Below are 13,045 nucleotides of genomic sequence, written 5' to 3'. Positions count from 1 at the left end.
TCTAAGCCGGGCGACCCCACGGCACAAGCGCCGCCGCCTTGCGGCCCCCGCGCGCCCCGTGCATGGATCGCCCGATGCCCGAGCCCCGGATCACGGTCCTGCCTCCCGTCACCCTCGCGCCCTTCATGCTCGCGACGGGCTGGCGCCCGCATTGGGCCTACATGGGGATGTGGGCCGCCTATGCCCCCGCGCTCCAGCTCAAGCTCCTCCACAGCGTCGGGGGGCACGTCCACTCCATCGCCCATGTGGCGCCCCGTCGCGACAGGGCAGGGGACCCGGGCGACCCCGACGCCGCCTGGGCGCGCGCCTTCGCCAAGCCCATCGCCCGCCGCGCGGCCGAGAACTGGGTCATGCTGGAGCGCCTCCACAAGGCCGGCCTCGGCCCCGAGCCGCTCGGCCTCGCCGTCGCGCCCCGCTACCGCGCCTGGTTCTCGCGCGGGCTCACCCATTCCGCCGGCACCCTCGTCGCGGACCTCCACCGCTACCCGCCCAAGGTCCCCGCGACCGAGGAGCAGGTCCGCGCCGCCGGCGTGATCCCCGACGCCCGCCTCGCCTGCGTGCGCGAGCAGATCAACGGCTACGTCAGCGACCTCAACGCCGTCCGGGGCGCCATGCCCGAGGACGCCGGGGAGGAGGTCGCCGCCCTCACCGAACGCCTCGACGCCGCCCTTCGCGGCGCCCGCTGACCGGAGACCCCATGCTCGCCCACGGCCGCCCCTATCTCGCCATCCCCGGCCCCTCGGTCACCCCCGACCGGGTGCTCCGCGCCATGCACCGGGCCTCGCCCGACATCTACGAGGGCGAGCTCCTGGACCTCACCGAGTCCCTGATCCCCAGCCTCCGCGCCGTCGCCCGCACCGACCACCACGTCGCCATCTACATCGGCAACGGCCACGCCGCCTGGGAGGCCGCGCTCTCCAACATCCTCTCGCGCGGCGACCGCGTCCTCGTCCCCTCCACCGGCAACTTCGGCCGCGGCTGGGCCGCCGTCGCCCAGGGCCTCCACGCCGAGGTCGAGACCATCGACACGGACCCCGGCGCCCCCATCGACCCCGCCCGCGTCGAGCAGGCCCTTCGCGCCGACAAGGATCACCGCATCCGCGCCGTCCTCGCCGTCCACGTCGACACCGCCACCTCCGCCCGCAGCGACATCGCCGCGATCCGCGCCGCGCTCGACGCCACCGGCCACCCCGCGCTCCTCGTCGCCGACTGCGTGGCCTCGCTGGGCTGCGACCGCTTCGAGATGGACGCGCTCGGCGTCGACGTGATGCTCGCCGCCTCGCAGAAGGGCCTGATGTGCCCGCCGGGGATGTGCTTCGTCTGGTTCAACGACCGCGCCGCCGAGGCGCGCACCCGCGCCGACTGCGTCACCCCCTACTGGGACTGGACCACCCGCGCGAACCCCGACTCCTTCTGGCTCTACTGGTACGGCACCGCCCCGGTCCAGGGCCTCTACGGCCTGCGCGAGGCGCTCGACATGATCGAGGAGGAGGGCCTCGACAACGTCTGGGCCCGCCACGAGACCCTCGCCCGCGCCGTCTGGACCGCCTGCGAGGCCTGGGGCCAGGGCGGCCCCCTCCGCCTCTCGGTCGGGAACCCCGCCCACCGCTCCCACGCCGTCACCGCGCTGGGCCTCGGCCCGGGCCAGGCCGACGCCCTCCGGTCCTGGACCAAGCAGAACGCCGGCGTCACCCTCGGCGTCGGCCTCGGGCGCGAGCCCGCCGACGCCTTCTTCCGCATCGGCCACATGGGCCACGTCAACGCCCATATGGTCCTGGGCGTCCTCGGCACCATCGAGGCCGGCCTCGCCGCGCTCGGCATCCCGCATGGAAAAGGCGCCCTGGAGGCCGCCGCGAAGGTCGTGGCTTCGGCGTAGGGCGGGCTTCAGCTCGCCATCTCCCCACGGCATCCGTCGCGAGCGGCGGGCCAAGACCCGCCCTGCGTCACTCCGCCGGCGCCTCGACCCCCATCCGCTCCAGCATCGCCCGCATCTCGGCGATCTCCGCCTCCTGCGCGTCGATCACCTTCTGCGCCATCGCGCGGGTCTCCTGGTCGTCGCCCCGCTCCAGTTCCACCCGCGCCATCGCGATGGCCGACTGGTGGTGCGGGATCATCATCAGCAGGAAGTCCGCGTCCACGTCGCCCGAGCTCTCCATCGGCATCGTCGCGGCCATGTCGTTCATCGGGCCCATGAACCCCGACATGGCGTCGTCCGGCATCGCCATCTCGGAGTGGTCCATCCCGGCCATGTCGTGGCCCTCGCCCGACATCATCTGCTCCGCGCCTGCCGCCGCCGCGTCCTCGGTGGACTGGGTCTCGGCCGTCTGGGCCAGGGCCGCGCCCGACGCGAGCGTCAGGGCAAGGATCAGGAACATCTTCGGTCGCATCGCGGGGTCCTCCGTCCGGTCGGTGATGCCCTCAACCTAGGTCCGCCCGCGCGCCTCCTCCAGCGCCTCCGGCAGCGCCGCCCCGAACACCGCCAGCGCCTCGGGCCGCCCCACCGTCACCCGGATGCAGCGGTCGAGCGGCGCCACCCCCGGCATCCGCACGAAGACCCCGCGCCGCCCGAGCCCCTCCAGCACCGCCCGCGCGAAGGCCCCGTCCCGCCCGCAGTCCACCGCCACGAAGTTGGCCGAGGAGGGCAGGGGCCTCAGCGCCGCCGCCCTTGCGATCCGCCCGATCTCCTCCCGCCCCTCGGCCACGAGCCGCGCGACCTCCGCCGGCCACTCCCGGTCGAGCACCGCCGCCAAGGCCCCCGCCTGCGCCACCCGCCCGAGCCCGAAGTGGTTCCGCACCCGGTCGAACGCCGCCACCAGCGCCCTCGGCCCGATCCCATACCCCACCCGCAGCCCTGCGAGCCCATGCGCCTTGGAGAAGGTCCGGAACCGGATCACCCGCGCGTCCTCCGGGTCGATCTCCGGCAAGGACCCCTCCGGCGCCAGCTCCGCATAGGCCTCGTCCAGCACCAGCAACGCTCCCTCCGGCGCCCCCTCGACCATGCGCCGGATCGCCTCCGGCCCGTGCATCGACCCCATCGGGTTGTCGGGATTGGACAGGTAGATCAGCCGCGCCCTGCTCTCCCGCGCCAGCGAAAGCAGCGCCTCCGGGTCCGACGCATCCCCCTTGTAGGGCATGGTGAGCAGCCGTCCCCCGAAGCCCGTCACATGGAAGTTGAACGTCGGATAGGCCCCGAGCGAGGTCACCACCGGCACCCCGGCCCCGACCGTGAGCCGCACCAGCAGCCCCAGCAGCCCGTCGATCCCCTCGCCGACGATCACCTGCCCCGGATCCACCCCATGAAGCGCCGCGATGGCCTCGCGCAGTTCATGGACCTCAGGGTCCCCGTACATCCAGGCGTCCCGAGCCGCCCGCGCCATCGCCTCCACCGCGCGCGGCGACGGCCCGAACGCGCTCTCGTTCGCCCCGAGCCGCGCCCGGAATCGGACCCCCGTCCGCCGCTCCAGCGCCTCTGGCCCCGTGAACGGGACGGTGGCGGGCAGCGAGGCGGCAAGCGGGGTGAGGCGCGGATCGGTCATGGCACCAGAGTGGCGGGCGCCGCGATCTTCGGCAAGCGTAGGGTGCGCTTCAGCGCACCGCTTTCCCGGGGCGGGATGGTGCGCTGAAGAGCACCCTAGGCCTCGTCTCTCACCCTACTCCGCCGGCACGTGCCGCCACCGCCGCTCCCGATGCGGCTCGGCCGTCGCATGGATTCGCTCGGATGCGTCCCGCCCCACGATCCGCCGCCGCCGCGACAGGAAGATCTTCCCCCACCCGCTCCACGAGCTGATCGACGGCGCCGCCGGATCGCAGGGGAACCGCTCCCGCCATCCCTCCGGCAAGGGCAGCCCCTCGGCCTCCAGCCGCCCCAGCAGCCAGACGAGCGGGATGTTCGACAGCGGCCGCGACGCGCTCCGCCCCAGCACCTGCCCGCCCACGTCCGCGTGGGTCCCCGGGAACCAGACCTGCTCCACCACCCCCGGCCGCCCCTCGGGCGTCGTCCAGAGGATCGGCGCGAAGGCCTCCCGCGTCTCGTGGAGCGCCAGCGCATGGAAGGCCCGCCGGATATGCGGCCCGACGTCGTGGTTGTGGAAGGCCGTCGCCGCCTCGGCCCAGCGCCAGAGCACCGGCAGCCGCATCCCCAGCGCCTTGACCGTGTCCCAGCAGCCCAGCGCCGCGATCTCCACCCGCTCGTGGCAATGGAGCCGCCGGAACGCCGCGACCGTCTGGCTCCGCGCGCCCAGCCGGTAGTGCCGGTAGGCCGTCCGCACGTTGCGCGCCGTCGCCGCGTCGGGCCGCAGCAGCCCCACCTGGTCGATGACCCCCGCGAGGCTGCGGCAGGCATAGGCCCCGCGCGAATAGCCGATCAGGATGATCTCGTCCCCTTCGCGGTAGCGCGAGGCGAGCCAGCCGTAGGTCCGCTCGATCTGCCGGCTGATCCCCTTGCCCATCATCACGGTCAGCGTGCCGTTCCAGTCGCGCCACTGGACCCCCGCCTCGTAGTAGAGCGTGAGGTTCGCCCGCATCCCCATCTCGCGCATGAGCTTGTAGGTCAGCCCGGCGTTCGACTCGTGCCCCGGCGCCAGCGACGACATGGTCCCGTCGAGGATGATGACATGGGTCGCGGGCCCCCGATGCCGCGCCCGCCGCTCCTTGATGCGGGGCCGGCGGTCGAACAGTCCCAGGAGGCGATCGACCGTCGCCTCCGCGTCCAGTCCCGAACTGGCCTCCTTCCGCTCCATAGGGGCCTCCGGGCCCCACCTTGCCTGATTCTCCTCCGGGGGCCCTGTCCCGATGGTAACAGCGAATCCTGAACGATTGGTTCCCGCTTTCGTCATCGGCGTCGCGTCCGGACCGCTTCGTGCCCTTTCCCCCGCGCCCCGGCTCCGTTATCCCCGGCCCCCGAACGGAGAAGGGGACGCCCATGGACAAGACCTTCCAACCCGCCGAGGCCGAGGCCCGCATCGCGCGCCTCTGGGAGGAGGCGGGCGCCTTCCGCGCCGGCGCCAACGCGCGCCCGGGCGCGCAGCCCTTCTCCATCGTGATCCCGCCGCCGAACGTGACCGGCTCGCTCCACATGGGGCACGCCTTCAACAACACGCTCCAGGACGTGCTCGCCCGCTGGCACCGGATGCGCGGCGACGACGTCCTCTGGCAGCCCGGCCAGGACCACGCAGGCATCGCCACGCAGATGGTCGTGGAGCGGGAGCTCGCGCGACAGGGCAACGAGGGCCGGCGCGAGCTGGGCCGCGCGCGCTTCCTCCAGAAGGTCTGGGAGTGGAAGGAGAAGTCCGGCGGCACGATCATCGAGCAGCTCAAGCGCCTCGGCGCCTCCTGCGACTGGTCGCGCAACGCCTTCACCATGGACCCGCACTTCCAGCGCGCCGTGCTGGAGGTCTTCGTGCGGTTCTACGAGGAGGGCCTGATCTACCGGGGCAAGCGCCTCGTGAACTGGGACCCGCACTTCGAGACCGCGATCTCCGACCTCGAGGTCGAGAACCGCGAGGTCCACGGCCACATGTGGCACTTCAAATATCCCCTCGCGGGCGGGGAGACCTACACCTACACCGAGCGCGACGCTGACGGGAACGTGACCTTCGAGGAGGTCCGCGACTACATCTCCATCGCCACCACCCGCCCCGAGACGATGCTCGGCGACGGCGCCGTCGCGGTCCATCCCTCCGATGCCCGCTACGCCCCCATCGTCGGCCAGCTCTGCGAGATTCCGGTCGGCCCCAAGGCGCACCGCCGCCTGATCCCGATCATCACCGACGAATATCCCGACCCCAACTTCGGCTCGGGCGCGGTCAAGATCACCGGCGCGCACGACTTCAACGACTACGCCGTCGCGCAGCGGAACGGCATCCCGCTCTACACGCTGATGGACACCAAGGCCCGGATGCGCTCCGACGGCCTTTCCTATGAGCAGTCTGCTCGCATCGCGAGTGGGCTGGCTCGGCTGCGGGTGGTTCCTAAAGATGAGGAACTATTTCAGATCAACCTCGTCCCCGACGACATGCGCGGCCTCGACCGCCTTGAGGCCCGCCGCCTCGTGGTCAGCCAGATCGAGTCCGAGGGCCTCGCCGTCATGGCCCCCAGCGCCGACGGCCCCGTGCCCTTCGTCGAATCCAAGACCATCATGCAGCCCTTCGGCGACCGCTCCAACGTGGTCATCGAGCCCATGCTGACCGACCAGTGGTTCGTCGATACGGCGAAGATCGTCGGCCCCGCCATCGAGGCCGTCCGCACCGGCGCGACCCAGATCCTCCCCGAGCGGGACGCCAAGACCTATTTCCACTGGCTCGAGAACATCGAGCCCTGGTGCATCTCGCGCCAGCTCTGGTGGGGCCACCAGATCCCCGTCTGGTACGGCTTCGACCTCCATCGCGGCGCCTTCCGCGACGAGACCGGCGACGATGCCTTGAACGAGATCGAGCTGGGCGACCTCCTCCTCCAGGACGACTTCGTGGGCGCCGAGCCCCGCCGCGAATGCGCCGTGGACTTCGCCGCCGTCTCCACCCGCTTCGCCGACTCCCTCGCCGAGCTCCCTCATCCCCTCGACCACGCCCGCGTCGTCGAGGTCACGGACGCCCGCGCGGCGGAGGAGGCCTTCGCGCAGGGCCTCGCCGACTACAACCTGACCCAGGACCCGACGAAGCTCGTCTATCCCGTCTGGCGCGACCCCGACGTGCTCGACACCTGGTTCTCCTCCGGCCTCTGGCCGCTCGGCACCCTCGGCTGGCCCAACGAGACCGAGGAGTTCCGCAAGTATTACCCCACGAGCGTCCTCGTGACCGGCTTCGACATCATCTTCTTCTGGGTCGCCCGGATGATGATGATGGACCTCGCCCTCGTCGGCGAGGTGCCCTTCCGCACCGTCTACGTCCACGCCCTTGTGCGGGACGAGAAGGGCAAGAAGATGTCCAAGTCGCTGGGCAACGTCCTCGACCCCCTCGACCTCATCGACGAGTTCGGCGCCGACGCCGTCCGCTTCACCCTCGCCGCGATGGCCGCCATGGGCCGCGACCTGCGCCTCTCCACCCAGCGGATCGCGGGCTACCGCAACTTCGGCACCAAGCTCTGGAACGCCCACCGCTTCGCGGAGATGAACGGCGTCTTCCAGGCCCCCCGCGCGCCCGGCGTCCCCCAGGCCACCGCCCCCGTGAACCGCTGGATCATCGGCGAGACCGCCCGCGTGCGCGAGGAGGTGGACGCCGCGCTCGACAGCTACCGCTTCGACGGCGCCGCCAACGCGCTCCACGCCTTCGTCTGGGGCGTGGTCTGCGACTGGTACGTGGAGTTCTCCAAGCCCCTCCTGCAGGGCGAGGACGCCGCCCTCAAGGCCGAGACGCAAGCCGTCATGGCGTGGGTCCTCGACCAGTGCCTGATCCTCATGCACCCCTTCATGCCCTTCATCACCGAGGACCTCTGGCAGTCCACCGCGCAGCGGCCGACCCTCCTCGCCCACGCCGACTGGCCGCTCTACCGCGCCCAGGACCTCGTGGACCCGGGCGCCGAATCCGAGATGCGCTGGGCCATCTCCCTCATCGAGGGCGTGCGCTCCGCCCGCGCGCAGCTCAACGTCCCCGCCGGCCTCACCGTCCCCATGGTGATGACCGAGGCCGACCCCGCCGCGCGCCAGGCCCTCGCCCGCAACGCCGCCCTGATCCAGCGCCTCGCCCGCATCGAGGCGCCGACCGAAGGCGCGGCCCCGCGCGGCTCCCTCACCGTCGCCACCCCCGGCGCCACCTTCGCCCTCCCGCTGGAGGGCCTGATCGACATCCGGGCCGAGATCGCCCGCATGACCAAGGGCGCCGACAAGGCCGCCAAGGAGGCCGCCGCCCTGCGGGGCCGACTCGCGAACCCCCGCTTCGTCGAGTCGGCGGCCGAGGAGGTGGTCGAGGAGGCGCGCGAGAACCTCGCCCTGCGCGAGGCCGAGGAAGCCCAGCTCCGCGCCGCCCTCGCGCGGCTCTCCGAGCTCGTCTGAGGCGGGGGAGGGGCGCGACCTCCCCCCGCCTCGCGGAAATTGGCCGACGAGGTGCCCCCGGCGCGGAGCGTCCGGCACTTTTCTCCATGTCGGGAGTTTCACGGAGGCCGCGCCATGCGGCAACTTTGGGAGGTCCCTCATGAAGCTCTTGTTGACCACGGCCATCCTGGCCGGTGCGGCCGCCATTCCGGCCTTCGCCCAGGACGCCGCGACCATGACCTGCGCCGATTTCCTCGCCATGGACTCGTCGCAGCAGCAGGAAGCGCTGACGTCCATGCAGACCGCGATGGCGAGCGGCGGCGACGCGACGGCCACGGACACGATGGCCACCGACACGGCCGCTGCGGACGCGGCGGCGGCCGCCACCGGCACGACGGGCGACGCGGCGGCGACCGATACCGGCACGACCGACACCGCGGCGGCTGACACCGGCGCGGCCAGCGACGACATGGCGGCGACCGACACCGGCACGACCGACACCGCGGCGGCTGACACCGGCGCGGCCACCGACGACATGGCGGTGACCGACACCGAGACCACCTCGGCCGACACCTCCGCCGATGCCTCGGGCACCATGGACGAGAGCGCGACCGGCGCGATGGACCCGATGATGGCGTCGATCATGACGGCCTGCAACGCCGACTCGACCATGCTCGTCATGGATGCCGCGACGCAGGCCCAGGCCGCCGGCGGCGACGCGACCGCCGACCAGTGACGCACGTGCCCCGGGCGGGGTCTCCCCGCCCGGCCCGAACGGCGACACGACCCGGCGCGGGCCCCCCGGCCCGCGCCGTCCCCATGTCCGGGCGCGCTCCGCCGCTGCCACGCCACTTCCGCAAGCGTGGGATGAGCTCCAGCGCACCGTCCCCGTCCCTAGGTCAGGCACGGTTCCCGCAGGGTGCGAGCTCGCGCGCACGGCGCCAGCGACGCTGATTCGAGTTCATCGCAGGGCGGGCTCCAGCCTGCTACCACCGACCCGGGACGGCGGTGATTCGTCGGCCGTGGCGCGGCGGGCCGAGACCCGCCCCCAGGGGCGACGCAACACCCGGTCCGAAGAGCTTCCGCAACAAGGTCAGCCACTTACCTCGGGGGTGTTGCGTCGCCCCGGTGGGCACCGAACGCCCCGTTTACTGCCTGTTAACCCGCTTCCCGCACCCTCCTCGTCAGAGTCGCGCGGGAGTCCTTTGGTTCGCGCCTCCCTCGGACAGGGCCTCGGATGGCCGGCCCTGCTCCAGGATCACATGACCGTCCATGCCGGGGGCACCCTGAGGGGTGAGAGGCTTCACCGGCGAGAGCTCTTTGAAGGGACGGCGCGGGCCCCTGTCCTTCTGGGAGGCGTCAGGCGAGGCGCCGCAAAGACCCAGCCGAACGTGCCGAAGCACGTCTCCACGACGGCCGGCCTGGCATCCGGCGTCGTGGCGTCCGGGAACGACGACGGCCGTGGCTCTCCACGCGGCCCCGTAACGGCCCGGACAACGCAGAAGGCCGGAGCCTCGCCCCGGCCTTTCCCCGCTCGCGCCCGCTTAAGCGACCGCCTGCAACCGCGCCCTCGGCGCGATCCCGAGCGCGAGGCACACGTCCCGCGTCAGGCTGGGCTTGTTCAGCGTGTAGAAGTGCAGGTGCTCCGCCCCCCCCTCGACCAGCCGGTCGCAGAGCGAGGCCGCCGTGGCCACCGCCAGCAGCTCCGTCGTCCCGTCCCGCTCCGCGTTCTCGAAGGCGTGGGCCGTGGTCGGGGGGATGGAGGTCCCGCAGCGCGCCGTCAGCCGCTTGACCCCGGCCCAGCTCTCGACCGGCAGGATGCCGGGCAGGATCGGCGCCGTGATCCCCGCCTTCACGCAGTCATCCCGGAACCGGAAGAAGGTCTCGGGCTGGAAGAAGAACTGCGTGATGGCCGAGGTCGCCCCCGCGTCGATCTTTCTCTTGAGGAACTCGATGTCCGCCGCATGGTCCGCCGCCTCCGGGTGCTTCTCCGGATAGGCCCCCACGCGCACCTTGAACTTGCCGGTCCTGGCCAGCGCGTCCACCAGCTCCACCGAGGACCCGAACCCGTCGGGATGCGCCCGGAAGCCTTCCTCCCCCTTCGGCGGATCGCCCCGCAGCGCCACGATCTCGGTCACGCCCACGTCGGCGTAGCTGTCCGCGATCGCCAGCGTCTCCTCCCGCGAGGCCTCCACGCAGGTCAGGTGCGCCGCGACGGTCAGCCCGTAGTGCTTGTGGATCGTCCCCACCGCGTCATGCGTCAGCGTCCGCGTCGTCCCGCCCGCGCCATAGGTCACCGACACGAACTCGGGCATCAGCGGCCCCAGCACGTTGCAGCAGTCCCAGAGCCGGAACGACCCTTCCAGGTTCTTCGGCGGAAAGAACTCGAAGCTGACGGTCGGCATGATGGCTCCTTGCGTTGACCAGCCTCGTTGTAGGCAGCGCCCCGATGTGAGACAAATTCATAATCTTCACCATCAACATGAGCCCGATTTGCACATCGAGTTCCGCCATCTCCGCACGATCCAGGCGATCCACGAGGCCGGCAGCCTCGCCGGGGCGGCCGACCTCCTCGGCCTCACCCAGTCCGCGCTCTCCCACCAGATCCGCGGTATCGAGGAGCAGGCCGGCACCCCGCTCTTCGTCCGCGCCACCAGGCCCCTGCGCCTGAGCCCCGCCGGCCTCCGCCTCCTCGCCGCCGCCCAGGCGATCCTGCCCCAGGTCGCCGCCCTGGAGGCCGAGTTCGCCAACCTCGAGGCGGGCCGCGCCGGCCGGATGCACGTCGCCATCGAGTGCCACGCCTGCTTCGAATGGCTGCTTCCGGTCCTGAACCATTTCCGCAAGGCCTGGCCCGAGGTGGACATCGACATCCGCCCCGGCCTCGCCTTCGACGCCATGCCGGCCCTTCGCCGAGAGGAGGTGGACCTCGTCGTCTCCTCCGATCCCGAGGACCTCCCCGGCATCGCCTTCACGCCGCTCTTCGACTACGCCCCTGTCCTCGTCACCGCCGCGACCCACCCGCTCGCGCGCAAGAACGCCATCGGGGCCCGCGACTTCGCCGACCAGACCCTCATCACCTACCCCGTGGACCGCGCCCGCCTCGACGTCTTCACCGAGCTCCTGACGCCCGAGCGCGTCGAGCCTTCCGCCCAGCGCCCCGTCGAGCTCACCGCCATGATCCTCCTCCTCGTCGCCTCCGGTCGCGGCGTGGCCGTCCTCCCCGACTGGGTCGTCCGCTCCGCCGCCCGCGCCGACATGGAACTCGTGACCCGCCCGCTCACCCGGAACGGCGCCTCCATCACCAAGCGCCTCTACGCCGCGACACGCGCCGACGAGACGACCCGTCCTTACGTCGCCCACCTCATCCGCCTCGCGCGGCAGGAGGCGGTCAAACTTCAGCGCGGCTGAGCCTTGTGACCGGCGCGATGCCCGGTCTATATGCGCCCCTTGATTGCAAGGAGACGAAGATGGTCGGCAGCGCGAACCTGAACGTGATGATCCGTGCCGCCCGCAAGGCCGGCCGGGGTCTCCTCAAGGACTTCGCCGAGGTCGAGCAGCTTCAGGTCTCCATGAAGGGCCCCGGCGACTTCGTGAGCCGTGCCGACCGCCAGGCCGAGCAGACCGTCCGCGAGATGCTGACCGAGGCCCGCCCCACCTACGGCTTCCTGGGAGAGGAGGGGGGCGAGCAGGCCGGCGAGGACCCGACCCGCCGCTGGATCGTGGACCCGCTCGACGGCACCTCGAACTACCTCCACGGCCTCCCGCACTGGGCCGTCTCCATCGCGCTGGAGCACAAGGGCCAGATCGTCGCCGGCGTCGTCCACGACCCCGTGAAGGACGAGACCTTCTGGGCCGAGCGGGGCGAGGGCGCCTGGCTCAACGACCGCCGCCTTCGCGTCTCGGGCCGCTCGCGCCTCCTCGACTGCCTGTTCGTGACCGGCATCCCGTTCGGCGCCAAGAAGACGCTGCCCGCCATGCTGGCCGACCTCGCGCGGCTCTCGCCCGAATGCGCGGGCATCCGGCGCTCCGGCTCCGCCTCGCTCGACCTCGCCTACGTCGCCGCCGGCCGCTACGACGGCTACTGGGAGCGTGAGGTCTTCCCCTGGGACATGGCCGCCGGAATGCTGATCGTGACCGAGGCCGGCGGCTTCGTCGGCCCCATCCGCGAGGGCCACAAGCCCATGGAGCACGGCGACATCGTCGCCGCCAACTCTGCCATCTTCGAGAAGTTCGCCGACGTCGTCCGCGCCCGGCCCTAGCGCCTGCGCCTGACGGTCGGCACCCGCGTCGGCGTCAGGCTCCCATAGGCGGCGTCCGAATGCGGCGGGCGCCCGGCGGTCCGGCTCCACCACCCGGCGCCGCCGCGCCGCAGCCAGGTGGGCATCATCATCACGAAGCCGATGGCGAAGCCGCCCACATGGGCCCAGTAGGCGACCCCGCCCATGTCCGCGCTCGACCCGAAGCCTCCGAAGATCTGGAGCGCGAACCAGACGGCCAGCACGATCCAGGCCGGGATCGGGACGATCCGGATGATGAAGATCACGAAGATCAGCACGTCCACCCGCGCCTTCGGGAACAGCAGCAGGTAGCCCCCCATCACCGCCGCGATGGCGCCCGAGGCGCCCACCGTCGGGATGCCCGACAGGGGTGCCGCCGCCCACTGGCAAAGCCCCGCGCCGATGCCGCCCAGAAGGTAGAAGAGCAGGAAGCCGACCCGCCCCAGCGCCTCCTCGAGGTTGTCGCCGAAGACATGGAGGAACAGCATGTTCCCGATCAGGTGCATCCAGCCCCCGTGCAGGAAGGTGGACGTGACCAGCGTCCACAGGTCCTGCCCCTGGCTGATCTCCGCCGGGACCAGCGCATAGGCGTCGTAGAGGGCGTAGAGCTGAGCCGGGTCATAGACCGTCGCCACCTGCCAGAGATGGATCGCCACGTTGAGCACGATCAGCGCCCAGGTGACGTAGGGCGTCTGGCTCGACGGGTTGTGGTCGCGGATGGGGAACATGATCCTACGGTGGGACGGCGCCGCCCCCGGTCAAGCGGTCCCCTCAGGACGGATGCGCCTCGGCAAGCGCCGGTCGG

Annotated in this window: 11 protein-coding genes; 6 read left to right on the top strand and 5 right to left on the bottom strand. The window is 71.8% G+C overall.

From position 1 onward, the window contains the following. Positions 1 to 74 precede the first annotated feature (74 nt). Together RUMESO_RS05215 and RUMESO_RS05210 are read left to right on the top strand one after the other, a co-directional pair. Positions 75 to 686 (top strand): hypothetical protein, encoded by a 612-nt coding sequence (locus RUMESO_RS05215; protein WP_037278618.1) that lies wholly within the window; start codon positions 75 to 77, stop codon positions 684 to 686. A gap of 11 nt (positions 687 to 697) precedes the next feature. Next, entirely contained in the window at positions 698 to 1,876 is a 1,179-nt protein-coding gene (locus RUMESO_RS05210; protein ID WP_037278616.1) for a pyridoxal-phosphate-dependent aminotransferase family protein, read from the top strand. A gap of 67 nt (positions 1,877 to 1,943) precedes the next feature. Here the strand turns inward: RUMESO_RS05210 and RUMESO_RS05205 are convergent, their stop codons facing one another. From RUMESO_RS05205 to RUMESO_RS05195, 3 genes are all read right to left on the bottom strand, one after another. After that, a complete protein-coding gene (locus tag RUMESO_RS05205; protein ID WP_245639154.1) occupies positions 1,944 to 2,387 on the bottom strand; it encodes a DUF305 domain-containing protein in 444 nt (147 codons plus the stop codon). A gap of 36 nt (positions 2,388 to 2,423) precedes the next feature. Continuing rightward, positions 2,424 to 3,536: a pyridoxal phosphate-dependent aminotransferase gene (locus RUMESO_RS05200; RefSeq protein ID WP_037278614.1), complete on the bottom strand. Its 1,113-nt coding sequence runs from the start codon at positions 3,534 to 3,536 to the stop codon at positions 2,424 to 2,426. Positions 3,537 to 3,650: 114 nt separating this feature from the next. After that, the gene (locus tag RUMESO_RS05195; protein ID WP_082483368.1) at positions 3,651 to 4,739 is read right to left on the bottom strand and encodes a DUF2235 domain-containing protein; all 1,089 of its coding nucleotides are present in this window, start codon (positions 4,737 to 4,739) and stop codon (positions 3,651 to 3,653) included. Positions 4,740 to 4,921: 182 nt separating this feature from the next. Here RUMESO_RS05195 and RUMESO_RS05190 point away from each other — a divergent pair, with 182 nt between their 5' ends. After that, the gene (locus RUMESO_RS05190; protein ID WP_037278613.1) at positions 4,922 to 7,984 is read left to right on the top strand and encodes a valine--tRNA ligase; all 3,063 of its coding nucleotides are present in this window, start codon (positions 4,922 to 4,924) and stop codon (positions 7,982 to 7,984) included. Between the two features lie 139 nt (positions 7,985 to 8,123). After that, positions 8,124 to 8,699 (top strand): hypothetical protein, encoded by a 576-nt coding sequence (locus RUMESO_RS24925; RefSeq protein ID WP_051521041.1) that lies wholly within the window; start codon positions 8,124 to 8,126, stop codon positions 8,697 to 8,699. A gap of 808 nt (positions 8,700 to 9,507) precedes the next feature. On the opposite strand, the gene metF is transcribed toward RUMESO_RS24925, so the two are convergent. Continuing rightward, on the bottom strand, positions 9,508 to 10,368 hold the full coding sequence (gene metF, locus RUMESO_RS05180) for a methylenetetrahydrofolate reductase [NAD(P)H] (RefSeq protein WP_037278610.1): 861 nt from the start codon (positions 10,366 to 10,368) through the stop codon (positions 9,508 to 9,510). An 88-nt stretch (positions 10,369 to 10,456) separates the two neighbouring features. Between metF and RUMESO_RS05175 the strand changes: the two genes are divergently transcribed. Both RUMESO_RS05175 and RUMESO_RS05170 read left to right on the top strand, forming a co-directional pair. Next, positions 10,457 to 11,371 (top strand): LysR family transcriptional regulator, encoded by a 915-nt coding sequence (locus RUMESO_RS05175; protein ID WP_037278609.1) that lies wholly within the window; start codon positions 10,457 to 10,459, stop codon positions 11,369 to 11,371. A 59-nt stretch (positions 11,372 to 11,430) separates the two neighbouring features. Then, the gene (locus RUMESO_RS05170; RefSeq protein WP_037278607.1) at positions 11,431 to 12,222 is read left to right on the top strand and encodes an inositol monophosphatase family protein; all 792 of its coding nucleotides are present in this window, start codon (positions 11,431 to 11,433) and stop codon (positions 12,220 to 12,222) included. Here the strand turns inward: RUMESO_RS05170 and RUMESO_RS05165 are convergent. Beyond that, on the bottom strand, positions 12,219 to 12,968 hold the full coding sequence (locus tag RUMESO_RS05165; RefSeq protein ID WP_037278606.1) for a rhomboid family intramembrane serine protease: 750 nt from the start codon (positions 12,966 to 12,968) through the stop codon (positions 12,219 to 12,221). The genes RUMESO_RS05170 and RUMESO_RS05165 overlap by 4 nt on opposite strands. Positions 12,969 to 13,045 lie beyond the last annotated feature (77 nt).

This window comes from Rubellimicrobium mesophilum DSM 19309 (assembly GCF_000600335.2).
Classification (GTDB): Bacteria; Pseudomonadota; Alphaproteobacteria; order Rhodobacterales; family Rhodobacteraceae; genus Rubellimicrobium; species Rubellimicrobium mesophilum.
This window is presented reverse-complemented; position numbering and strand designations above follow the sequence as displayed.